The organism is Pseudomonas sp. A0308 (genome assembly GCF_044218815.1).
In the GTDB taxonomy this organism is placed as follows: Bacteria; Pseudomonadota; Gammaproteobacteria; order Pseudomonadales; family Pseudomonadaceae; genus Aquipseudomonas; species Aquipseudomonas iridis.
Genome location: NZ_CP162581.1, coordinates 417,062 through 440,811, shown reverse-complemented (window position 1 = coordinate 440,811; position 23,750 = coordinate 417,062). Strand labels below are relative to the sequence as shown.

Here is a 23,750-nt window from a genome sequence, read left to right as displayed (position 1 = left end):
ACACGGCATTACTGGAAAAACAATTGAAGGCCGCATCCCGCAAGGGGCGCGGCCTTCAGCTTTTTGGCGGCTGTTGCGGCATCGGGTTGATCACCGGGTTGCCTTCCTTATTGCGCGTCAGGTAAACGGGCAAGACCTTGGGCAGGGAGTTGGCGAGGTTGTTCAGCTCTTTGATGTTGTAGATACCGCCCACCCGAATTGCTCCGGTGCTGGTGTCGGCGAGCATCAACGGTTTTTCCAGGTAGCGGTTGATCAGCGGCAGGGCTTCACTGAGCGGCAGATTGTCCAGCACCAGTTTGCCGCTGCGCCAGGCCAGCGAAGCATCGTCAGGGTAGGTCTGGCTGATTTGCGGCATGTAGTCGCCCGGTTTGTAACGCGCTTGCATGGAGGGCTCGAGACGCAAGCCATCGCCCGGCAATTGACGATTACTGCTGACCAGTACCGAACCTGCGATCAGGTTCACTCGCACTTGATCCTCGTACATCCAGACATTGAACCGCGTGCCGGTCACCCGAATCCTGCCTTCGCCTGCCCGCACGACAAACGGGTGCGACGTGTCGTGACTGACGGTAAAGAATGCCTCGCCTTTTTTCAGCGTGACGCGGCGTTCGTCCTTGTAGTTGCTGAAGGTCAGGTCAGTGTTGAGGTTCAGTTCGAGTTGGCTGCCGTCACTCAGCGTCACCTGACGCACATTGTCAGTGGCGGCAAAATGCTCATAACTGTTGGGCAGCCAGCCCAGATGCCAACCGGTGTAAGCCGTCAGCGGCAACGCCAGTGCGCAGACCCCGGCCGCTATCGCGTAGCGGCGCCATGGGCGGTCAGGCTGAGTAACCGGCACAACCAATGCTGTCTCCGGGCGCGGCAGGTGTCCGGCAACGTCCCAGATTTCCAGCATGGCTTCGTACTCGAATGCATGCAGAGGATGTGCATCGTGCCATTGCTGGAATGCGCGACGCTCGTCTTCCGTGCAGTCGGCGGCGTGCAAACGCATGCACCAATGCGCGGCGGCATCGGTGATCGCATCGTATTCGGCTTCCGAGAGAGTGTCTTGGGTCATTGACTCATCCTGATTTCGCACATTCTAACCTTGACGGGAAGTTGCCGAGAACATAAGTCATGGCATTTACCCATCAATGTGGAACTTATTTTTCGCTCAGGCGCCCAAAAAACAGGACGCCAATGACCACTATCCACAAATGGAGTGAAAAAATGATCAAGAAGACCTTTGCTGCACTGATTGCCACTGCAAGCCTGCTCAGCGCCGGTGCCGCGCTGGCAGACAAGCCAGGCGCAGGCTGGATCACCATCGAAAAAGCCATCGATACCGCGAAGACCAAGGCAGGTTATGTCGAGATCTACAAGATCGAGGCCGATAACGATGGCTATTGGGAAGGGGAAGGGCGCAAGTCTGACGGTGTCGTCTATGAGTTCCGCATCGATGGCGCATCGGGCAACATTCTGCGCGATCAGAAAGACTGATCCCGACCGTCTGAGCCAGGGCGCAGGTTTCGACCTGCGCCTTTTTTTATGTTTTTTTTCAGGGCGCCGGCACCGGGTCCAGTTGCCGGCCCATCTCGCAGATCAACAGGGCGAGCGAATCGGCATTGTGCAAAATGATATCGATCCGCGCATCCGCTGAGATCCGGTTGTAAAAAGCGTTGCGCGCCTCATCCATGTTCGGGCTGCTGGTCAGCCTGAGTATTTCTTTGCCGATGTGTTTGCCATCGGGGATCTTGTCCAGATCGACAAACACGCCGCGCTGATTGCTTTCGCGCGCAAACAGCGCCTGACGAGACGTTTGCAGGGACAGTGCAGTGTTTCGAAATTCTTCCAGCGAATCCCTCAGGTTTCGCCCGAAGACCGTGATGGTGTTGATCAGATCGGGAAACGGTCGCCGCGCTTCCAGTAAGGCGAAGTCTTCGGTGCCGGAGTATTGATGGGAAAATTCGTGGATCAGGGTGGCAGCCTGGGCGTGGCCTTCGATGTTGAAGGGCTCACTCAGATGCTCCTGGTAGTAGGCCAGGTTCGGGTCGAAGAAATGTTCGGTGAAATGCACCATTTTGCGCTCGTCCTTGATCAGTACAAACGCACTGACGGAGGACTTGTAGATATTGGAGCCCACCACGAACCGCTCCGTGTTCATCAGGTCATCGCTGGGGTCTACCAGCGCTTCACAGATCGGCACGATCGCCTTGTGCACCTTGCCTAACAGGTTTTTATCGACCGCAGTCACCCCGAAAAAAACCTTGAGAAAGCCATCCAGCCGGCTGCCGGGAACGTTGGCTTTGAGCTGGGCCAGATTGTGCAAACTGTTGAAAGCGTAAAAGCGGGCAATGTCGATGGCCTGCTGGATCTGCCGTGCTTTATACGGATGAAGGCGCTGAATCTCCTTCATGCCAATCGCTTCAATGTTCAGCAATGCCCTGCGGTTGGCTTCAATATCATCCGCGCGCGACAGGATCGACATGACTTTGCCGTAATGCGCGGCGTTCTGATCAGGCGCCAGCAGCAGGCGCGAGCCGCTCTGGACCAGGCTCGGACCGGGTGCCAGATCGTTGACCATCTGCCAGACGGGCCCTGGTTGTTCTACACGGTTTACCTTGCCAGCGATCGGCGCATAGGTGCGCTTGCTGAGCAGATCCTCGTAGAGGCCGGTTTGTGGGACATGCCGCAGATCCTGCAGCGCGACATCCGTGGCTTCGAAGGGCTGCAACTCGGTGCGCAGCGGCGAGGTGGTTCTGATTTGCGACCAGCTCGGTGCAGCCTGCGCGGTGGGCGGTGCGGGGACGTCGGTGACGGGCGCGGCGCCTTCCAGCTTGAGACGCCCCAGCGAGATCATTTGCGCCGCCCCTGAAATAAAGCTTTTCAGGGCTTGCGGCCAGTGATGATCCTGCAAGCCTTCGGCGGAGTGCTTGAAGTCTTTGTAGGCCTGCCAGAGAAAAGTGAGGTAGGACACTTTACCCGGTAGCAGGCTCGCGCTCAGGCTGATACCTCGGTTGAACAGCGCTTTGGCCGTGTCCCAGTCGGCCTGGGCGTCGCGTTGCAATTGGCAGCTCAGCAATTGCGGCAGCAGCTTGAGGTTGTCAGTGAAAAACCTGTGCAGCACGTTGCCGGTGATAGGCGTGCTGGACAGGGTGAACTCACTGGTCGTGCCAGCACTTGATTGTAGAAGCGTAGCGAAGACCGACTGTTGTGCCTGGGGCAAACGGCGAATCAGCAGGTCCTGGAACCTGCCCGGTGTGTTGATGGCGGCGATGACGCTCGCCGAATCCGCGAACTCGCGCAACACCTCTTCGCCATACGGCGAATACAGGACCAATGGGCCGGTGTGGCCGCCACCCGGACCGATCAGGTACATCCCCAAGGTTTCGACAGCGACTGCGCCTGCGGTCTTGAACAATGACAGCGGAGAAACAATCGCGTGGGCGCCTTCGACGGTTTTGCGGGCGAGGCCATCCGGCATGTCGAGCACCTGGCAGAGGTGATCGAACGTGCTGGCGGACAGCTGCTGCTGCATCTTCAGACCTTGCGCATGTTGCAGCAATTGCCAGGGCAACTGGCGATAGAAGCGCTGTCTGCGCGCCGTGGCTTGCGCATGGCCCGGTGACAACGCGGCGGTGACCTTCGCCGTGAATGTCGTGGGTATGTCCAGCGACAACAGCAATTGCCTGACAGCGCTTTGATCCAGGCCGGCCGGTAGACGCCGAGTGGTTTTCGAGGCGACCTTGAACCCGGTGCCCTGGCCGATGTTGAAATGATTCAACGCAAATTCCGTCAGCGGGAGCGCAGGGCCGGCCAATGCCAGGTTGGGGGTGATCTCGATGTTCTGCGGGTCGAGCGCGCTACCCGGGAAACGGCTGTCGAGCAACGATTGCAAGCGCTGGCCGACGTACTCGGGCAGTGAGGGCAGGCCGCTGAGGTAATCCTGCTGGTCAACCACGCTGTGGCGCCATTGCTCCAGCAGTTCGAGATAAAGCTGTTGCTCCTGCACCGGCGCCATGCCCATCCAGGCCGGCAGCGATTGTTGCTGGCGGATGGCGTTGGCCAGGTAGACGCTGCGCTCCAAATTGGTGTCAATCGGGGTTTTCACCACAACGTCAAAGGCAGCCTTGAGTTTCGACGCCGTCTTGATGCGCTGGCGAAGCTGATTGCAACGCGCAAGGAAATGCTCGATGCCGGACTGCACACGTTCCAGCAGCACGTTGTCCTCGATCAACCGCAAGGCACCCAGCGTGTACTCGTTGTGAAACCGACGTTGCTGGGGCAGCAGGTTTTCCAGCAGGGTCAGGCGATCAAGCTTGTCCTTGAGCCGATGTTCCAGGGCGAGGCGGGCGGCGCCGATGCTGGCAAAGACTTCCAGGCCCTGTGCCGGAGTCCACAAAACGGCGCGACCGGAGTACAGGTCATCCAGGCCGCCACGCTCGGTCAGTAAAAAGCAGTGGGCCAAAGCCAACGCTTGCGCCACCCCGGCGCTCCTGAGGGTGATTGACCAGGCATCGGGCCGGAAACCATTGAGCGAGCGACGATCATCGCGACTGGGCTGAGCGTTGTTGAACACGGTGTCGACAATCGCTTGCTCCGGCGCCTTGAGCGAACCACTCATAACGCGTAGCTGCGCCTCATGGGTCACGCCGCTGACCAACACGTTGCTGAGCCTGCCTTTGAGAGTGTCGAGGTACCGGCGCTGTTCAGCTTCGGTCGCTGTCGGCTGCCCTCTGAACGTGCCGGTCAGCACGATGTTTTCCAGATCACAGGTGTCGGCAATCCTCGTCGCCTTGTGCGCCAGCACTTCGGAAGGTTGTTGCACGCCGGTCAATACCGGCCTTGTCGACCAACGCTCGCCGGCGTCGAGAGTTAACAGCCGTTCATGCAGCATGGCGCGGATATCCAGGGCCTTGTCGAACAATGAATGAATGTCGACGCCGCCATCGCTTTGGCGGAACACTTGCAAGGCGTAGGCGATGTTCTGCCGTTGCTTGGTGATGATCGCCTCGCACAGCACTTTGAAGGGCTCGCCGCCGAGGCTTTCTCCCGTCACGTTCGGGCGATTGAAACCAATGAACCGGTTGCGCTCCTGCATGCTCAGCAAGCCATAGAATTCGTCCTGATGACCGCGTGCGCCGAACTTGCTCAACACGGTGTCTCGCAGGTCAGGGTAGTCCTTGAGCACCTGCAAACCGTGCGTGGGCGTGTACAGACAGGCATCGATGTGGCTGATCATCAGCGAACCGGCCAACTCGACATACTCGGGTTGGTACTCCCAGATCCGCACGTTTTCGATAGTCGGGCGACCGGCCGGTAATGCGTCGGGCTGAATCATCTGATGCAGGACGGCGAACTTGTCAGCGCTGAGGATGGCGCCTTCGCGTTTGATCATCAGGTCGGCGCGGGCCTGCTCTTGGAGCACGGCACTGAAGAACGCGTTACGCGGCGAACCTGTTTCGGCGGGCGCCTGCCAGTAGTGTTGCAATTGCTGAAACAGCAACACCTGCAGCTTGCCCGCGACCGCATCAAGCGCCTCTTCCCATACGGCCTGGTCGCGATCGAACGGGGCACGCCCGGGATGGGAGAACTCATGCATCTGGTCAGTTGGCCAACCCTGATTGCGGTAGACCATCAACACTGCGTCACTCAGGCTGATGGAGTCGTGCCAGTGCCTGACGGACTGCGTTGGCGATACGGCGTTAGCGCTGCCCGGCGCGGCATCGAGGTAGAAGTTGACTCGGGTCAGCGCCTGATTGATGTGAGGCAAACGGATGTTCAACAAGCCGTTGAGGAGCGTTTCCAGCATCGATGTCAGCGAGGGCAGGCGTTTCAACTCGTCGAGTGTGGCCTGAGCATTGCGTTGCTGGCTCGCGAGAATCTGCGCCTTCTGCTGATCGAAAATGTCGCCCTCGATGGTTTCGAACGTGAGCGTGCGTTGCCGCTGTTCGACAATGTCCCTGCGTTGGCCGAGCGCGATGAAGGCCAGGAGCAGGTCGTCTTCTTCGGCGTCCTTCAGACGTTTTTCGAGCTGTTTTTTCAGCGTGGCCAGGCTTTCGTATTTCTTGATGCCGTCATAGGGCGTGTACAGGATCGCGCCCCGGTCATCAGGCGTTTCGCTGAGGATGAAACAGCCTGCCAACGTCACCGAGGGCGCCGTGCCCGCGTGAATGTGAATGCTTTGCGCGAGCATCGGCGGGGTTTGCCGGCTGCGCAGTGCCTGGGTGGCGAGTTTTACATGACCCAGCCAGGTGAAATCCTTGGCATTGAGGTTGTGCGTTTTACCCAGTTGCCTCCACAGCGCGGGAACATTCAGGGTTTCGGGGAACAGCAGCGGGGATGCCGGCTCAGTCATCATCAGGTCTCGAAATGGCGCGTGCGGCGCGAAGAATGAAGTCCGAGACTAGGGGCGATGAAGGTGGCGCAGGTGGTAGATAGTTATCGCACGGCCAGATGCTGGTGCTTTGGACGGCAGGCGTCGAAGGGTTGACAGGGTACTGTTGTGACGTGGTTAATCGGTGCGCAAGTTGTCCGTACGCTGGTGTTCCCTCCAATAACTATTCTGGAGCTTCAGATGTCTGCGCCAAACGATTGTGCAATACCTGCCGCCGCTTCCTCGATCACCCTTGAGGCGCTGACCCGATTGCTTGAAAGCGTGTTTCTGCGCAATGGCACCAGTGCCGAAGTAGCGCGGGTGCTGGCTGCCAACTGCGCCAATGCCGAGCGTGATGGTGCTCATAGCCACGGCGTGTTCCGCATTCCCGGCTATGTTTCGACCCTGAACAGTGGCTGGGTCAACGGCCAGGCAGTGCCCCAGGTTGAAGACGTCGCCTCGGGTTTTGTCCGGGTCGATGCCGGTAATGGCTTTGCCCAGCCTGCACTGGCGGCTGCACGAGCGCTGCTGGTGGAGAAGGCGCGTCACGCCGGAATCGCCGTGTTGGCCATTCGCAACTCTCACCATTTCGCCGCGCTGTGGCCGGATGTCGAGCCTTTCGCCGAGGAAGGGCTGGTGGCATTGAGCGTGGTCAACAGCATGACTTGCGTGGTGCCGCACGGCGCTGACCGGCCATTGTTCGGCACCAATCCGATTGCATTTGCTGCCCCACGCGCCGGCGCCGCACCCATCGTTTTCGACCTGGCTACCAGTGCCATCGCCCATGGCGACGTGCAGATCGCCGCGCGCAAAGGTGAAAAACTGCCGCCGGGGATGGGCGTCGACAGCCTCGGCCAGCCGACTCAGGACCCCAAGGCGATTCTGGAAGGCGGGGCATTGTTGCCATTTGGCGGGCACAAGGGCTCGGCGCTATCGATGATGGTCGAATTGCTCGCGGCGGCGCTTACGGGAGGGAATTTTTCTTTCGAGTTCGACTGGTCCAACCATCCAGGGGCGAAAACACCGTGGACCGGCCAGCTGTTGATCGTCATCGACCCAAGCAAGGCGGCGGGGCAAAGCTTTGCCGAACGCAGCGAAGAACTGGTGCGTCAGATGCATGGGGCAGGGCTCAAGCGCTTGCCGGGGGACCGTCGGCATTTGCAGAGGGCGAGGTCACTGGCGCAGGGGATTGTGCTGGATGAGGCGACTTTGCTGCAGCTTAGAACGCTGGCTGGATACTGAGGTGTGGTGAGGGGACGAGTCCCCTCACCACAGGAGATTGCTTAGCGACGACCGAGCAGCAGACCCACCACCAGGCCAAAGCCGGCCGAGATGGCCACGGTTTGCCAAGGGTGGCCGCCGATGTAGCTTTCGGTGGCTTCGACCGCAGGTTTGGTGCGATCACGCACGCTGGATACCGAGTCCAGCGCCTGCTGCAGCTTCACCGAGATTTGTCCGCGCAGGGTCTCCGCTTCTTCACCTACCATCGAGGCACTGCTCTTGAGTAGTTTTTCGGACTCTTCGATCAGCGCCTGAAGGTCGCTGAAGGCTTGATCCTTGATTTGATCCTGGGCGGCTTGCACGGCGGATTTGCGGGCCATTGGGTGACTCCTTGCAGTTGAATGGACAGTGATCAATGGAGTGTGACGCTGGGTGAAAAGTTGCACTGAATTTAGTCCGGAATCAAAAACCTGCGCGGGAGATTTCCGTCGAGCGTGTAAGATGTCGGCATTTTACGCCGCAGGATAAATCCCCATGAGTTTCAATCTGGCCGACAAACCCCTCGCAGAGCGCGCCGCGCTGGAAGACGAGAAATCCCGTCTGTTCGACCTCTGGCAAAGTAATCTGGGCAAGGCCAAAGGCGAAGCCGCACGGTTGTTCGGCGAGCGGGCCAAGCGCAAAGGCAAATGGGCCGAGTGGGTCCGTGCGGAACTGGACGGCATGTCACCGCCGGAGTTCGCCAACATGGTGCGCAGTGAGGTCAACCGCTTGATGGCGGCGAAGTAACGCCGCTTCAGTCGCGCTTGAAACACGCAACAATGGCTTCGCGGACTTTCACCACCACAGGGTCGAGCTGGGTACTGGTGCGCCAGCCCAGTTCGATCGGGTAACGCGGCAAGGCCAGCGGGCAGGGCAACAACGCCAGGCCGCTGAGGGCGGCGATGCTCGCGGCGGCATGCGCCGGGATCGTCGCTACCGCGTGACTGCCCTTGAGCAGAAAAGGCAGCGCGGCAAAATGCGTGGTCGACGCACACACTCGTCGACTCAGGCCTGATGCCGCCAGCCCTTCATCGGTGATGCCGATAAAACCACCCGACGACACCAGAAGATGCTCGCGGGCAACAAACTCCTGCAGATCGATTTGTAGCTGGCCGGGCGCAAGGCTCACCGGGTCCACCAGGCACGCATAACCCCCTTCGCCCAACACCTGACGGCTGAGCAAGCGTTCGGCAAATCCGCCAGCAGTGATTGCCAAGTCGATGCTGCGTTCCATCAGCGCGCGGGCGACGATCTGGCTGTGGGTCTGGCGGAAGATCAGCCGCAGTTTCGGTGCACTTCGGGCGATTTCCTCGATCAAGCGACGGCCGTAAGCAATTTCAAAATCGTCCGAAAGGCCAACAGTGACCGAACGACCGTCGTAGTGATTGGCCGTCGGATCAACCATCGCCAGACTTTGCCTGCATTTGTTCAGCGCCTCGCTGACCACCGGTTTCAACTGATTGGCCTTGAGTGTCGGCGCCAATCCGCGGCCGGTGCGCACAAACAACTGATCGCCGTAAACCTCACGCAGACGCCGCAATGCCGCGCTGACTGCCGATTGCGTCACGCCCAGGCGCAGGGCTGCGCGGCTGGCACTGGATTCTTCATGCAGGGCTTCGAAGACTTTCAACAGGTTGAGGTCGACCGTGGCGATATTCATTTGGCTCATATCATTCAGCAGCGAACGGGGCTTTATTCATGATCCCGTGACGCCGGACAATCAGCAACACTTGAATCGGATGGAGTGACCGCGATGCCAAAATCAATCGTTGCTGCGCTGCAAATCGGCGCATTACCCGGCGGCAAAGACGCAACCCTGGCGCAGATTCTCAGTTGGGAGGCGGCCATCATTGAATCGGGCGCGGCGTTGGTGGTGATGCCGGAAGCCTTGCTCGGTGGCTATCCGAAAGGTGAGGGCTTCGGCACGCAACTGGGTTATCGATTGCCAGAAGGTCGTGAAGCGTATGCGCGTTATTTTGCCAATGCCATTGATGTGCCGGGTGCGGAGACCGAGGCGTTGGCGGCTTTGGCGGCGCGCACCGGGGCCAATCTGGTGATCGGCGTGATCGAGCGCTCGGGCAGCACGTTGTATTGCACGGCGCTGTATTTCGATCCGCAGTCCGGACTTGTCGCCAAACACCGCAAACTGATGCCCACCGGTACCGAGCGGCTGATTTGGGGCAAGGGCGACGGCTCGACGCTGCCGGTGCTCGACAGCCAGGTCGGCAAACTCGGCGCGGTGGTGTGCTGGGAGAACATGATGCCTTTGCTGCGCACGTCAATGTACGCCAAGGACATTGAGGTCTGGTGCGCACCGACCGTGGATGAGCGCGAGATGTGGCAGGTGAGCATGCGCCACATCGCTCATGAGGGGCGCTGTTTTGTGGTCAGCGCCTGTCAGGTGCAGGCGTCGCCGAATGAGCTGGGGGTAGAGATCGCCAATTGGCCGCAGGATCGTCCATTGATTGCCGGTGGCAGCGTGATCGTCGGGCCGATGGGTGATGTGCTGGCGGGGCCGTTACGCGGCGAGGCAGGGCTGCTGACGGCTGAAATCGATACGGATGACCTGATCCGGGCGCGCTATGACTTCGACGTCGTCGGCCATTATGCGCGGCCGGATGTGTTCGAGTTGAGCGTTGATGAGCGCGCCAAACCGGGCGTGCGGTTCAACACATAACCCTTGTGGCAAAGCCTGGCCTGGGTCGTATCTGGATCCCCACAGGACAACAACCGGGATCCGGGATTGCGCCGGCCTGGCAAGGTCAGTGGGTTGATCAGCGAGGCTAACGCATTTTTACCAGGTCGCCGCGCTGGCCTTGGGCAGGCTGAGCTTGCCGCTGTCGACAAAACGCATGGTGCCGAACAGTCCGCCGGCGAGTTTGCCGCGCAGTACGTAGGGCAGGTTGTCGAGGGTTTGCGTCTGGCTCAGGCCGAGGGTCTGGCGCAACACCGAGAACGCGGAAACGCTGACCGGGACGCAGACCACGGTTTCGGAAAACCGCCCGATCGTCCCGCTCTGGTCGCTGACGCCCGAGGCCAGCGCATGGCCGTTGACCTCCAGATCGAGGGCGATGCCGTTGTAATCGATAGCGGTTTCGTTGGGGTTCTGTACGCGCAGTTTGATCGCGAAACGCACTTCCAGATCCTGACTGGTCAGCGGTTCGATCCCGACCACGTTGATGTTGACCGGGTCACGATTGGGAAACAGCGCGCAGGCACTGAGCGACAGCAAAAGTAGCGACAGGATCAAAGCGTGCAAGCGGCGCATAAACAGTCTCTCAACAAAAAAGGGCTGAGCCGCTACCGGATCAGCCCTTTTTTATTCAGAGCGCAGCGTTAGCGGTTCAACTGTGCGACAGCCGCAGGCGAGGCAGGTTCACCCTTGGCCGGGACATCCGGGTTTTCCATGACTTGCAGGATAGAGGCTTCCGGATCGAAGTCGTCCTCCTCAAGTTCGATGAATTCTTCCGGCAAGAAGATGTTCAGCACGATAGCGCACAACGCGCCCACGGTGATCGGCGATTCAAAGATGTTGCGCAGCGCCTGGGGCAGTTCGCGCAGGACTTCCGGCACGGCGGCGATGCCCAGGCCCATGCCCAGGGAAATGGCCACGATCAGCATGTTGCGCCGGTGCAGGCCAGCCTCGGCGAGGATCTTGATCCCGGCCACGGCCACGGTGCCGAACATCACCAGTTCGGCGCCGCCGAGCACGGGTTTGGGCATCAGTTGCAACACCGCACCAATCATCGGGAACAGCCCCAGCAAAACCAGCAGCCCGGCAATGAAGAAGGCGACGTAACGGCTGGCAACGCCAGTGAGCTGAATCACGCCGTTGTTCTGCGCGAAAGTCACCATCGGCATGCTGTTGAACACCGCTGCCATTGCCGAGTTGAGACCATCGGCGAGCAAACCGGACTTGATCCGGCGGATGTACAACGGGCCTTTGACCGGTTGCCGGGAAATCATCGAGTTGGCAGTCAGGTCACCGGCAGCTTCCAGTGGCGAGACGAGGAAAATCACTGCGATGGGTACAAACGCTACCCAGTCGAAATTGAAGCCGTACTTGAACGGCACCGGCACGCTGACCACTGGCACGTCGGGCAAATTGGCAAAGTCGACGGCGCCCATCAACCACGCAACGACGTAGCCGAGGGTCAGGCCGATAACAATCGCGCCCAGACGCAGGAACGGCACGTCGACTCGGTTCAGCACAACAATGGTGCCGAGCACCAGCGCCGCCAGAAACAAATGGCTGGCGCCGCCCAAGTCCGCCGCGCCGAAACCGCCGGCGATGTCGGTCATTGCCACTTTGATCAGCGACAGGCCCATCAGCGTGATGATCGTGCCAGTGACCACCGGGGTAATCAGCATGCGCAATTTGCCGATGAACTGGCTCAGCGCTACTTCAATGAACGCGGCGAAAAAGCACACGCCGAAGATTGTCGAGAGGATTTCATCGGTGCCGCCACCGCGGGCCTTGACCATAAACCCGGCACTGAGAATCACGCTGATAAAGGAAAAACTTGTTCCTTGTAGGCATAGCAAGCCAGAGCCCACCGGGCCGAAACGCTTGGCCTGAACGAACGTGCCCAGGCCCGAGACGAACAGCGCCATGCTGATCAGGTAAGGGATTTCGCTTTGCAGACCGAGGGCGCCGCCCATGATCAGGGTCGGGGTGATGATGCCGACGAAACTCGCCAACACGTGTTGCAGTGCTGCAAACACAGTAGCGGTCAGGTGCGGGCGGTCGTTGAGGCCGTAGATCAGATCGTTGTTGCGCAGGGCTTTTTCGGAGGCGGTCATGATGATTTGCGCGCCGTGAGGCGGGGCCGGGTCAGAAAATGGAGGCGCAGGATGCCGGAAGAGGGCGGCGAGGGCAACGCAATAAAACTGCCTGAAAGGTCAGGTTTTATTGGGTGTGGAAGGTTTGAATACAGCCCCGATCCTGTAGGAGCTGCCGAAGGCTGCGATTTTTTGACTTTGGTTGCTCAGATCACAAGCCAGATCAAAAGATCGCAGCCTCGTTTCACTCGAAGCTCCTACAAGGGATTGGGAAGAGGTTAAAAACGTCGGCAAAAAGCCCACATTTTTTCGGGGGACACCATGGCATACTGCCGCGCATGACTTTCGACTCTCCGCTAAGCGCCTGGCAGCATGCCATCGAGCACAAGGGTTTCATCCAGGATGAAGCTCAGGAACACGCCGTATGGGCGCTGCAAAAATGCCACGAAGCCTTGCACGCCGGCGCCCGATCGGTCAGCGGCGTGTACTTGTGGGGGCCCGTCGGGCGCGGCAAGACGTGGCTGATGGATCAGTTCTATCAAAGCTTGCGAGTGCCGGCGCGGCGGCAACACTTCCATCATTTCATGGGCTGGGTGCACCAGCGTTCGTTCCAGTTGACTGGCATCGCCGATCCGCTGCGTGCGCTGGCCAAGGAGTTGGCGAGCGAAGTGCGGGTGCTGTGCTTCGACGAACTGCTTGTCAACGACATAGGCGATGCGATCATTCTCGGGCGCCTGTTCCAGGTCATGTTCGACGAAGGCGTGGTAGTGGTCTGCACCTCCAACCTGCCGCCGGATGATTTGTACGCCGATGGATTCAATCGCGACCGTTTTGTCCCGGCGATTGCCGCGATCAAGGCGCATATGCAGGTGGTCCCGGTGAACGGCGCCGAGGATCATCGCCTGCATCCGGGCGCGATCCACCAGCGCTATTTTGTCGCCAATGCCGGAAGCACCAGTGCGCTGGGCGAGGTCTTTGACGCGTTGACGGCCGGGCAATCGGCCAGCGCTGAACCGGTAACGGTCGGCCATCGAGTGCTCAACGTGGTGCAGGCCAGTCCGACTGTGCTCTGGTGTCGTTACGCCGACCTGTGCGAGCAACCGTTCGCCGCCATGGATTTCATCGCGCTGTGCGACAACTACCGGGCTATTCTGTTGAGCGACGTGCCGAACCTCAGCGCACAGAAGCGCGAAGGACGTATCGCTCGCGGCACCGAAGACGGCAGCGCGCAAGTGGTGGCGGGGGATCGTGAGTTGCCACAGTTATCGGTGCACGACGATGGCGTGCGGCGTTTTATTGCCTTGGTGGACGAGTGCTACGACCGCAAGGTCCCGCTGTACATCGAGGCACACGTGGCAATGGAGGCGCTCTACACCGAGGGCTATCTGCAGTTCCCGTTCCGCCGCACCCTCAGTCGCTTGCAGGAAATGCAATTGCAGCGCTTTGCCGAGGCTTGAAAGAAGAGGGCGCCCACATGAACCAGCCGCTGTCCCATCATCTATTGACCATGGCGTATCAAAACGCCTGGGCCAATCACCGACTGGCCAAGGCCTGGACGCAACTCGACGACAGCGACCTTTCGGCCCCTCGGGTGAGTTTTTTTCCGAGCCTGCGGCTGACCCTCAACCATATCCTCACCTGTGACTGGTTCTACGTGGATGCGCTGGAGCGCGAACTGCGCGGGGACGAACCGCATCCTGACTGCTACGTGTTTTTCAACGCCGCCGAACCCTTTACCGACCCACTTCCATTGCGTGAGGAACAGGCCCGTGTCGATCGTCGGCTGATCGCTTATTGCGAACAACTGCGCGATGCCGATCTGGGCCGGCTCGTCACCATCGCCCGCGAGATACCGCAGCACGACAGTCGCTTGCGCATGCTTTCACACCTGTTTGAGCATCAGATCCATCATCGTGGGCAGGTGCACGCGATGCTCAGCGACACCGCCGTGAAACCGCCGCAACTCGACGAGTTTTTCTGTGTGGGTGAGGCGCGATTGCGCGCCGGGGATTTTGCTGAGCTGGGCTGGACCGAGGAGCTGATCTGGGGTCGTTGAGCGACCTTGTGATCTTTTGCTTTCCCTGCGGGTTGTCGGCCGCACCGCGCTCGCGCTAAGGTCTTGCTGTGCCTTTCAGCAAGCACTTTGCGCGCTGGGGCTTTTGTGTTCGGGGATGGAAATGGATTCCGCAGAAATTCTTGTGCTTCAGGCCAGTTACACCAATCCAGTGCATGCCGAGGCCATTGGCGTTGTACTCAATCACTATGCAGAAGATCCCATGGGCGGCGAGCAGCCGATCGACCCTGAGTTGCTGCGACGACTGCCCGAAGAGCTGGCGCGCCGGCCGCACGCCTTCAGTGTGCTGGCGTTCGTCGGCGGTGAACCCGCAGGGCTGGTGAACTGCTTTGAGGGGTTTTCCACGTTCGCATGCAAACCCTTGGTCAACGTCCACGATGTGGCGGTGATGAGCAAGTTTCGCGGTTTGGGGTTGAGCCAGAAAATGCTCCGCAAGGTCGAGGAAATCTCCCGTCAGCGCGGCTGCTGCAAGATCACTCTCGAAGTACTGGAAGGCAACGCCGTGGCGCAGAACGCCTACAGCAAATTCGGCTTTGCGCCCGGCATGTTCAACCCTGATCACGGGCGCATGCTGTTCTGGATCAAGGATCTTCAGGCATAAAAAAAGGCGCCCGAAAAGGGCGCCTAACTGTCTTCCCCCAGGCCGGAGCGCAGCCGTGGGAGGTTCATCGGTTGCTCTGTAAAAAATCAGTCGCGGTAGGACTCGGTCACTTGCGCCGTCTGATCGGCGGGAACCCGAATCTCTTTCGCGTTGGCGTCGTTCGCCTGTTCGCTTTGCGCGTGATGGACCGGGAAATTGTCGAAGTAATGACGCATGCGTTCGGCGCCACCTTCAGCGAAAGCGCTGGCGGAACCAAGGGCGAGTAGCCCGGCAAGCATTGCGGTGGTGATTTTCATGGTGCCTCCTACTGAACAAGTCGGAGCCGTTCGTCCATGAAGCAGATCTCGGAGGCAATTGTGTGCGGAGCGAATTAACTCGGGGTTAACACCCTTTGACGGCGTGCCATACCTGTAGCGAGGACGCTTGTTCCTGCACTACAGGTGATGGGTGCATAAAAGAAAGTCAGAGCTTCCAGTCCAGGCTCACCGTCACTGTGCGCGGATCCCCCCAATACACGCCGTTGTAGAAACCGACGTTTTCGTAGTACTTCTTGTCGAAGAGGTTATCGACGTTCAGCGAGGCCGAGAGGTTTTTGTCGATCGCGTAGCGCGACATCAGCTTGACCACGGTGTAGGCGCCCTGGTGAATTTTGGCATTTTCGGTGATGAATTCGCCCTCGGCATCGCGGCCGATCGGGCGATTCGAATCTCTGAAAATACGGCTCTGCCAATTCACTGCACCGCCGACGGTCAACGCCTGCCATTCACCCGGCAAACGATACGCCGTGGAAAGCCGCAGCATGTTCAGCGGTTGGTTTTCATTGGTGCGTTGTTGCTCACCGTTGGCCGAATGGGTGTAGGTGTAGCCGGCGGTCATGTTCCAGCCGTTGAGAATTTCGCCGGAGACCTCGGCTTCGAAACCATTGACCTTGTTGCCTTTACCGCCTGACTTGTAGAACTTTTCGCGGGTGACCGGATCTGGCGGCACCGAATTGTCGACCTCGGCAACGTTGTCCTGCTTGCTCCAGAACAGCGCCGTGGCCACGTTGAGCCGCTCTTCCAGCAAACTGCCTTTGAGGCCCACTTCATAGTTGCTGCCGACGACCGGATCGAGGTACTTGCGGCTGCTGTCGCGGTTGCTCTGCGGTTTGAAAATATCGGTGTGGCTGACGTAAGCGGTGTATTCCGGCGTCAGGTCGTAGAGCAGGCCGGCATAGGGTGTCCAGACGTCACTTTGTTGCTGGCGAGTTGTTTCAACGCGGGTCAATCGCAGGCTTTTGTCATACGAGTAGTCGGCATTTTCGCCTTCCCAACTGCCGTAGCGGCTGCCGATCACGGCGTGCAACTGATCGGTCAGGCTCAGGCGCGTGGCGATATAGCCCGCCTTCTGTCGCGTGTTGCCCCTGGAGCTGGTGAGGCCTGTGACGGTGTCGGGGAACTTGGCGATATCGCCCATGTATTTCCAGTCGCGGATGCTGCCGTAACCGGCGGCACGCGGTCCGTTGACGGTCTTCGGGGAGTAGGAGCGGTGTTCTGCTTCGCCATAGCCGAACATCATCTCGTGCTCACGACCGAGCAACGAATAGGGACCGGAGAGATTGAAGTCATAGACGTCCATTTTCTGCGTGCCGACCATGTGCGAAGAGTAAGCAACCATGCCACTGCGGTCTGCGTCGGGGAAACCTTCGCCGCCATAGTAGACCTTGCCGTCGATATCGCTTTGGCGATGGGTGTAGGCCGCCTTCAGGTGCCAGCCTCCAGCCAGTGCCTGATCAACGGTGGCGAAGGCGGTTTTATCCTTGAGCGGCCACGAACTCCAGGAAGTCGCCATATTGGTCGAGCGACCCAGTCCGGCCTTGCCGCCGTCGGCGTTCCAGTAAGGTACGGTGCCCCAGGCCGAACCTTGCACCTGCTTGTCCTGATAGTCATAACCCACGGCGAGCACCGTGGAATCGGTCAGGTCGGCCTCAAGAATCCCGTAGCCGACTTCCCGTTGCAGCGCGTACTTGTCGCGAAACGACTGGCTGTCGCGATAAGCCAGCACCGTACGCCCGCGCAAACGGCCATCAAAGGCCAGCGGGCCGCCGACATCGACGTAACTGTAGTAATCGTCGTAGCTGCCACCGCTGACCCCGGCCAGCGCCTGAAGCTGGGCCGTCGGCCGTTTGCGCACCATGTTGATGGTCGCCGACGGATCGCCCGCACCCGTTGTCAGGCCAGTGGCACCGCGCACGACTTCTATGCGGTCGTAGATGATGGTGTCGGCGTCGGACTTCATGCGGTCGAACGTGTTGAGCATCCCGTCGATCTGGAAGTTGTTGATCGAATAACCCCGGGAGGAATAGCTGACCCGATCCGAGTCAAGGTGCTGGACCACCACGCCAGTGGTCTGGCTCATGGCTTCGGACAATGTACCGAGCTTGAAATCATCCATCTGCTGGCGGGTGACCACGGACACCGACTGTGGCGTTTGCTTGATCGACAGGTTCATCCGCGTAGCGGTGCTCATGGCACCGGTGGTGTAAGCGTGGGTGTTTTCGGTGCTGCTGCCCAGGCCTTGCGCGGAGATGTTGGTCGATGCCAGTTCCAGCGCCGGAGCGGTGGGCTCCGGTGGTTTTTCGGCTTCGGACTCAGCCAGCAGATCGGGGCTCAGGGCGGCTCCGCAGAGGCCCAGGGTAAGGGTCATGAAACGGGTGATGGGCGCGAACATCGCAGCCGACTCCTTGTCTTCGAGAGGGGAAAAATTCCGTTTGTTCAAAGACGAAGCGCGAAACTGCGATTTAGTATCAAACGCGAAATACTTTCATTTGAAAATGTTGCAGGCATGAAAAAGGGGCCGGTTTCGGCCCCTTTGCGATGTCACTGTTGTACGACTTTCGACTCTGAGCCCGCGACGGGCTTGGGCTTCATCAGGCTGAAATCGATCAGCGCCCGTTGTTCACGTTGATACGGATCGCCGATCAGCAGTGGACGAACCTTGAAGCTGTCGCTGACCACGCTTTTGCTGCGGTCCAGTTCGTCGAAGCTCAAACCGGCCAGGTCTGCCCACGTGTGGATCAGATGCGAGCTGCTGTACGGTCGCTGCAAGTCACCGGCCAGATTCCAGTCATGGTTTTCGCGCCATTTCGGCGAGGCCCAGGCCATGAACGGAATGGTGTACATCGGCGCGGTCGGTTTGTTTTCGTTGCGGCCCAGGGTGCTGTGGCCTACCGAGTCGAACACGTCTTCGCCGTGGTCCGAGAGATACAGCAGGAAGCCATTCGGATCGGATTTGGCGTAATCCTTGATCAGGCTCGAGACGACAAAGTCGTTGTACAGCACGGCGTTGTCATAGCTGTTGTAGGTCGGTACCTGATCATCACGCACACCCGGCGGAACACCGTTGCGATCCTTGAACTTGTCGAAGGTCGGCGGATAACGGTATTGGTAGCTCATGTGGGTGCCGAGCAAATGTACGACGATCAACTTACGCGGCGCCGCATCGGCCAGCGCCTTGTTGAACGGCTCGATCACGTCGCCGTCGTACTGGGCAGCGTTCTGGTTGCGGTTGTTGTTGAGGTACACCTGCTCGTCGGCCTGTTCGGAGAAGGTCGTGAGCATGGTGTTGCGCTTGGTCATGGTCTGCTGGTTGGTGATCCAGAAGGTCTTGTAACCCGCCTGTTTCATCATGCTGACCAACGATGGCGTGGACAGGTAGAGGTCCGGGTTTTCTTCGTCAGCGAAAGTCAGTACCTGCTGCAACGCCTCGATGGTGTAAGGGCGAGGGGTTACGACGTTGTCGAAAATCGCCAGTTGATCCTTGAGTTTGTCCAGTTCCGGCGTGGTGTTGCGCGGGTAGCCGTACAGGCTCATGCGCTGACGGTTGGTCGACTCGCCGATTACCAGCACAAGCGTTGACGGCTGATCGGCGCCGGCAGCTTTGAGGTTATGCAGCGGCGGAATCTTGCTGGCGCTGTCCAGCATGCCCTGCATGTCTTCCAGGGTTTCGAGATAACGGTGGTAAGCCACTGCCATTTGCCATGGCACCGCCGGCTCGATACGGGTTTCGAACTTCTCGAAGCCTTCAGCGAAGTTGCCCATGCGCAGCGTTTGCTTGATCAGCGGATAACCGACAACAGCGATCACGATAGCCGCGGCAGCGACCATTGCGCGGCCACGGGGCATGTACACCGGGCGCAAGCGAGTCCACAGGAACCAGGCGAATGCGGTATGCGCCAGGAACGCCGCCACCATCCACCAGGCAAAGTACTGAGTCATGTACTCGCCGGCTTCAGACACGTTCGACTCGAACATGATGAAGATGACGCTCTGGGAGAATTCCTGCTGATAAATGAAGAAGTAACCCAGGCTGGCCATCGAACAGGCCCACAGCACCACGCCGATCAGGCCGGCGAGCAGTTTTGTGCGTTTGGGGAACAACAGCATCGGTGCCAGCCAGATCGCGCTCATCACGAACGCTTGGCGAAACCCCGTGAAACCGGAGGTGCCGGTTATCTGTATCAGCAGTTGGGTAATGCCGGAGAAGTACCAGAAGAATACAAACAGCCAGAGAACACCGGCCCAATCGAAACCTGCCGCAGTCGTTTTGCTGCGTTTGAACAATGCCATTCGGCGCTCCAGCTCACTCGTTACAACTACCGCCGGAACATCCATGAAACCGACGAACGGACGCCGCACGCGCAGGTACGGCCAGAATGCGGCGCAGTATCACGAAGGGAATGTGAAAGTTTTGTTAATCGGCGCGCTTGTCTGTGCTTAAACGGCCGGGGGTACATCGTGACGGGAACAGCGTCGGCTGCTCCCGAAAACAGCGGGGAAGATCAGGCGTGCGGGTGACGCTGGACAACTGGCAGCGGTTTGGACTGAGCGCCATGGGTCAACGCGCGCAGTTGCGCCAACTCCTGCTTCAATTGGTCGCGCTCGTCTTTCAACTGACGCAATTCATCGCGACGAATCGTGACGTACAGGGTTTGTGCCGGCATTGCTGTGTGTACTGTGCCCATTGCTCACCTCGCAAATGGTATGTCTCAACTGTAAATAGCGCCCGTTTTGAGGTGCTGACTTACTATCGGCATCAATTTTGTTTTCTTTTGCCACTGAATGGAACTTTTTTATTTTTCATGGTCGGTGTGTCTTCGACAGGTTTGAGGGCGTTATCAGTCTAGATCGGGCACAATGCCCGGAAACTTCATCCCGGTGCTCTGGACTAACCTCCATTAGTCGCGTTGGGCTATACCTTTTGACACACATTATTTGTAGTAAGGAGCATCAGCACATGCAACTCGGGATTATTGGACTGGGCCGTATGGGCGGCAATATTGCGCGGCGTCTGATGCTCAACGGTCACACCACCGTTGTTTTCGACCGCAATACCGCTTTCATCGATAACCTGGTCGCCGAGGGCTCCACGGGCGTTGCCGATTTGCCGGCACTGGTTGCAGGCCTGGCCAAACCACGGGCCGTATGGGTCATGCTGCCGGCCGGCGCGCCGACCGAAGACACCATCGAAACGCTGAGCAACCTGCTGGAAGCTGGCGACACCATTATCGACGGTGGCAACACCAACTATAAGGATGACATCCGCCGCGCCAGAACCCTGGCCGAGAAGGGCCTGCACTACATCGACGTCGGCACCTCCGGTGGCGTCTGGGGCCTGGAGCGCGGTTACTGCATGATGATCGGCGGCGATGCCGAGACCGTAAAACGTCTCGACCCGCTGTTTGCCGCATTGGCGCCGGGCATGGGCGATATTCCGCGCACCAAGGACCGCAAGTCCGATGACCCGCGTGCCGAGCACGGTTACATCCACGCCGGTCCCGCCGGTGCCGGGCATTTTGTGAAGATGATTCACAACGGCATCGAGTACGGAATGATGGCGGCCTTCGCAGAAGGTTTCGACATCCTCAAGACCAAATCCAGCGAGCGTCTGCCGGAAGATCAGCGTTTTGATCTCAACGTGGCTGACATCGCTGAAGTCTGGCGTCGTGGCAGCGTGGTGTCGTCCTGGTTGCTCGACCTGACTGCCGACGCCTTGGCCAGCGACCCGAAACTCGACGGTTTCTCCGGCTCGGTGGCAGACAGTGGCGAAGGTCAATGGACCATCGAAGCCGCCATGGAACAAGCGGTGCCGGTACCGGTGCTGTCGAACTCGCTGTTCTCGCGCTACCGCTCACGCGGTCAGGGTACTTTTGGCGACAAGATTCTTTCGGCCCAGCGCTTCGGCTTCGGCGGCCACGTAGAGACTGCGAAAAAATGACCCATACGATCCGCAGAAAATCCAAGGCAGAACCCGCACCACCGACCACGCTGTTCCTGTTCGGTGCCCACGGTGACCTGGTCAAGCGCTTGCTCATGCCCGCGCTGTACAACCTGAGTCGCGACGGCCTGCTTGATGAGGGTCTGCGGATCGTCGGTGTTGATCACAACGCCATTACCGATGAAGCCTTCGCGCAAAAACTCGAAGACTTCATCCGTACCGAAGTAGCGGCGAAGGTCGGTAAGGGCGATCAGATGCTTGATCCGGCCTTGTGGGCCAAGCTCGCCAAAGGTATCAGCTACGTCCAGGGCGACTTCCTGGACGACAGCACTTATTCCGCGCTGGCGGCGAAAATCGCCGACAGCGGCACCGGCAATGCGGTGTTCTATCTGGCCACCGCGCCACGTTTCTTCAGCGAAGTGGTGCGCCGTCTCGGCAGCGCCGGTTTGCTCGAGGAAACCCCTGAAGCGTTCAGAAGGGTGGTGATCGAGAAGCCGTTCGGCTCCGATCTGCAAACTGCCGAAGCACTGAATGCCTGTTTGCTCAAGGTGATGTCCGAGAAGCAGATCTATCGGATCGACCATTACCTGGGCAAGGAAACCGTGCAGAACATTCTGGTCAGCCGGTTCTCCAACAGCCTGTTCGAAGCATTCTGGAACAATCACTACATCGACCACGTACAGATCACCGCCGCGGAAACCGTTGGCGTTGAAACCCGTGGCAGTTTTTACGAGCACACCGGCGCGCTGCGCGACATGGTGCCCAATCACCTGTTCCAGTTGCTGGCGATGGTGGCCATGGAACCTCCGGCAGCGTTCGGCGCCGATGCGGTGCGGGGCGAGAAGGCCAAGGTGGTCGGCGCCATTCGCCCATGGACCGTGGAAGAAGCGCGGGCCAACTCGGTACGCGGGCAGTACAGCGCCGGCGAAGTGGGCGGTAAGCCACTGGCTGGTTATCGCGATGAGGCCAACGTTGCACCCGACAGCAGCACCGAAACCTACGTCGCGCTCAAGGTGATGATCGACAACTGGCGCTGGGTCGGCGTGCCGTTCTACCTGCGCACCGGCAAGCGCATGAGCGTGCGCGACACCGAAATCGTTATTTGCTTCAAACCGGCGCCATATGCGCAGTTTCGCGACACCGAAGTCGACGAGTTGCAGCCGACCTACCTGCGCATCCAGATCCAGCCGAACGAAGGCATGTGGTTCGATCTGCTGGCCAAACGTCCTGGTCCGGCGTTGAACATGGCCAACATCGAGCTGGGTTTCGCTTACAAGGATTTCTTCGAGATGCAGCCGTCGACCGGCTACGAAACACTCATCTACGACTGCCTGACTGGCGATCAGACACTGTTCCAGCGCGCCGACAACATCGAGAATGGCTGGCGTGCCGTGCAGCCGTTCCTCGACGCCTGGCAGCAGGATGCGAGCGTGCAAAGCTATGCCGCCGGTGAAGACGGCCCACAGGCTGCCGAAGATCTGCTGACTCGCGATGGCCGCGTCTGGCATGGTCTGGGATGAGCGAGCCTGTCCGTTTTTTGCTGAGCGATATGGACGGCACGCTGTTGTTGCCCGATCACAGTCTGAGCCAGCGCACCATCGATGCTGTCCGGTCGTTGCGCGAGGCGGGCGTGCTGTTCAGCCTCGCCACGGGTCGTCCACCCAAAGCCATGCTGCAGCAGATCGAAGCCTTGGGCGTCGACCTGCCGACGGCGGCGTTCAATGGCGGCACCATCGTCAATCCGGACGGCAGTCTGCTGGTGGCGCATTACCTGCCGGCGACAACCGCACTGATTGCACTGGCGACGTTCGCGGACCAGCCTGATGTTGAAGTCTGGGTGTTCAGCGGCGGTGACTGGCTGCTCAAAGACCCGCACGGGCCGATGGTGCCGCGCGAGCAGCATGGCCTTGGTTATCCGCCGGTGGTGGTGGAGAGTTTTGAGCCGTATCTGGAGCGCATCGACAAGATCGTCGCGACCAGTAACAACACCGAGTTTCTGATCGAGCTGGAAGCGCGCCTGTTGTCCAAGGTCAACGGCATGGCGCAAGTCTCGCGCTCACAACCGGTGTACCTCGACGTCACGGCGCTGGAGGCGAACAAGGGCACGGCACTGGCGACACTGGCTGCGCATCTGGGCGTGTCGCTTGCGCACACAGCGGCGATTGGCGATGGCGGCAATGATCCGGCGATGTTCCATTGCGCGGGATTGTCGATTGCCATGGGCCAGGCGGAAGAGGCGGTGCAGCGTCAGGCTGACGTGGTGACGGCGCCGAACACCGAGGACGGTGTGGCCCAGGCGATCGAGAAATACATCCTTGCTCGCTGACTCAACCGGGTCACGATGTGGGAGCGAGCCTGCTCGCGAAAACGGTGTGTCAATCAACGAATCCGTTGTCTGACTCTTCCTCTTCGCGAGCAGGCTC

20 protein-coding genes are annotated in these 23,750 nt (G+C 59.5%); 10 read left to right on the top strand and 10 right to left on the bottom strand.

Annotation, left to right across the window (positions count from 1 at the left end):
* Positions 1-55 precede the first annotated feature (55 nt).
* Positions 56-1,057: a FecR family protein gene (locus AB4P92_RS02040; RefSeq protein ID WP_395598754.1), complete on the bottom strand. Its 1,002-nt coding sequence runs from the start codon at positions 1,055-1,057 to the stop codon at positions 56-58.
* 152 nt (positions 1,058-1,209) lie between these two features.
* On the opposite strand from AB4P92_RS02040, the gene AB4P92_RS02035 reads away from it, so the two are divergent.
* Positions 1,210-1,479 carry a PepSY domain-containing protein gene (locus AB4P92_RS02035; protein WP_042559028.1) on the top strand — a complete coding sequence of 90 codons (270 nt, stop codon included), beginning with the start codon at positions 1,210-1,212 and terminating at the stop codon, positions 1,477-1,479.
* A 58-nt stretch (positions 1,480-1,537) separates the two neighbouring features.
* On the opposite strand, the gene AB4P92_RS02030 is transcribed toward AB4P92_RS02035, so the two are convergent.
* Positions 1,538-6,340, bottom strand: coding sequence for a dermonecrotic toxin domain-containing protein (locus tag AB4P92_RS02030; RefSeq protein ID WP_395598753.1), 4,803 nt, complete (start codon positions 6,338-6,340; stop codon positions 1,538-1,540).
* Positions 6,341-6,556: 216 nt separating this feature from the next.
* On the opposite strand from AB4P92_RS02030, the gene AB4P92_RS02025 reads away from it, so the two are divergent.
* The gene (locus AB4P92_RS02025; protein ID WP_115148051.1) at positions 6,557-7,597 is read left to right on the top strand and encodes an Ldh family oxidoreductase; all 1,041 of its coding nucleotides are present in this window, start codon (positions 6,557-6,559) and stop codon (positions 7,595-7,597) included.
* Between the two features lie 41 nt (positions 7,598-7,638).
* Here AB4P92_RS02025 and AB4P92_RS02020 read toward each other — a convergent pair whose 3' ends face one another.
* On the bottom strand, positions 7,639-7,956 hold the full coding sequence (locus AB4P92_RS02020) for a YqjD family protein (protein WP_047300978.1): 318 nt from the start codon (positions 7,954-7,956) through the stop codon (positions 7,639-7,641).
* A 154-nt stretch (positions 7,957-8,110) separates the two neighbouring features.
* Between AB4P92_RS02020 and AB4P92_RS02015 the strand changes: the two genes are divergently transcribed.
* Entirely contained in the window at positions 8,111-8,362 is a 252-nt protein-coding gene (locus tag AB4P92_RS02015) for a hypothetical protein (RefSeq protein ID WP_042559031.1), read from the top strand.
* A gap of 7 nt (positions 8,363-8,369) precedes the next feature.
* Here the strand turns inward: AB4P92_RS02015 and AB4P92_RS02010 are convergent, their stop codons facing one another.
* Entirely contained in the window at positions 8,370-9,284 is a 915-nt protein-coding gene (locus tag AB4P92_RS02010; protein ID WP_115148050.1) for a LysR family transcriptional regulator, read from the bottom strand.
* 84 nt (positions 9,285-9,368) lie between these two features.
* Here AB4P92_RS02010 and AB4P92_RS02005 point away from each other — a divergent pair, with 84 nt between their 5' ends.
* Entirely contained in the window at positions 9,369-10,292 is a 924-nt protein-coding gene (locus AB4P92_RS02005; RefSeq protein WP_395598752.1) for a carbon-nitrogen hydrolase family protein, read from the top strand.
* Positions 10,293-10,409: 117 nt separating this feature from the next.
* Here the strand turns inward: AB4P92_RS02005 and AB4P92_RS02000 are convergent, their stop codons facing one another.
* Positions 10,410-10,883 (bottom strand): LEA type 2 family protein, encoded by a 474-nt coding sequence (locus AB4P92_RS02000; RefSeq protein WP_395598751.1) that lies wholly within the window; start codon positions 10,881-10,883, stop codon positions 10,410-10,412.
* Positions 10,884-10,951: 68 nt separating this feature from the next.
* Positions 10,952-12,418, bottom strand: coding sequence for a nucleobase:cation symporter-2 family protein (locus AB4P92_RS01995; RefSeq protein ID WP_042559035.1), 1,467 nt, complete (start codon positions 12,416-12,418; stop codon positions 10,952-10,954).
* Positions 12,419-12,735: 317 nt separating this feature from the next.
* Here AB4P92_RS01995 and zapE point away from each other — a divergent pair, with 317 nt between their 5' ends.
* From zapE to AB4P92_RS01980, 3 genes are all read left to right on the top strand, one after another.
* Entirely contained in the window at positions 12,736-13,854 is a 1,119-nt protein-coding gene (gene zapE, locus AB4P92_RS01990; RefSeq protein WP_395598750.1) for a cell division protein ZapE, read from the top strand.
* A gap of 17 nt (positions 13,855-13,871) precedes the next feature.
* Positions 13,872-14,453 (top strand): DinB family protein, encoded by a 582-nt coding sequence (locus AB4P92_RS01985; RefSeq protein WP_047300986.1) that lies wholly within the window; start codon positions 13,872-13,874, stop codon positions 14,451-14,453.
* A 121-nt stretch (positions 14,454-14,574) separates the two neighbouring features.
* Positions 14,575-15,072 carry a GNAT family N-acetyltransferase gene (locus AB4P92_RS01980; protein ID WP_115148045.1) on the top strand — a complete coding sequence of 166 codons (498 nt, stop codon included), beginning with the start codon at positions 14,575-14,577 and terminating at the stop codon, positions 15,070-15,072.
* A gap of 86 nt (positions 15,073-15,158) precedes the next feature.
* Here the strand turns inward: AB4P92_RS01980 and AB4P92_RS01975 are convergent, their stop codons facing one another.
* From AB4P92_RS01975 to AB4P92_RS01960, 4 genes are all read right to left on the bottom strand, one after another.
* Positions 15,159-15,368 (bottom strand): hypothetical protein, encoded by a 210-nt coding sequence (locus AB4P92_RS01975; protein WP_047300989.1) that lies wholly within the window; start codon positions 15,366-15,368, stop codon positions 15,159-15,161.
* 166 nt (positions 15,369-15,534) lie between these two features.
* Positions 15,535-17,781 carry a TonB-dependent siderophore receptor gene (locus AB4P92_RS01970; RefSeq protein WP_395598749.1) on the bottom strand — a complete coding sequence of 749 codons (2,247 nt, stop codon included), beginning with the start codon at positions 17,779-17,781 and terminating at the stop codon, positions 15,535-15,537.
* A 149-nt stretch (positions 17,782-17,930) separates the two neighbouring features.
* The gene (locus tag AB4P92_RS01965) at positions 17,931-19,679 is read right to left on the bottom strand and encodes a phosphoethanolamine transferase CptA (protein ID WP_395598748.1); all 1,749 of its coding nucleotides are present in this window, start codon (positions 19,677-19,679) and stop codon (positions 17,931-17,933) included.
* Positions 19,680-19,891: 212 nt separating this feature from the next.
* On the bottom strand, positions 19,892-20,074 hold the full coding sequence (locus AB4P92_RS01960) for a DUF6026 family protein (protein ID WP_042559042.1): 183 nt from the start codon (positions 20,072-20,074) through the stop codon (positions 19,892-19,894).
* Positions 20,075-20,346: 272 nt separating this feature from the next.
* On the opposite strand from AB4P92_RS01960, the gene gnd reads away from it, so the two are divergent.
* The 3 genes from gnd to AB4P92_RS01945 are packed head-to-tail and all read left to right on the top strand — an operon-like array spanning position 20,347 to position 23,653.
* Complete coding sequence (gnd, locus tag AB4P92_RS01955) at positions 20,347-21,327, top strand: phosphogluconate dehydrogenase (NAD(+)-dependent, decarboxylating) (RefSeq protein WP_042559043.1); 981 nt, start codon at positions 20,347-20,349, stop codon at positions 21,325-21,327.
* The gene (zwf, locus tag AB4P92_RS01950; protein ID WP_261735346.1) at positions 21,324-22,847 is read left to right on the top strand and encodes a glucose-6-phosphate dehydrogenase; all 1,524 of its coding nucleotides are present in this window, start codon (positions 21,324-21,326) and stop codon (positions 22,845-22,847) included. Before gnd ends, zwf begins: the two co-directional genes overlap by 4 nt.
* Entirely contained in the window at positions 22,844-23,653 is an 810-nt protein-coding gene (locus tag AB4P92_RS01945; protein WP_042559045.1) for a Cof-type HAD-IIB family hydrolase, read from the top strand. Before zwf ends, AB4P92_RS01945 begins: the two co-directional genes overlap by 4 nt.
* Positions 23,654-23,750: the final 97 nt, after the last annotated feature.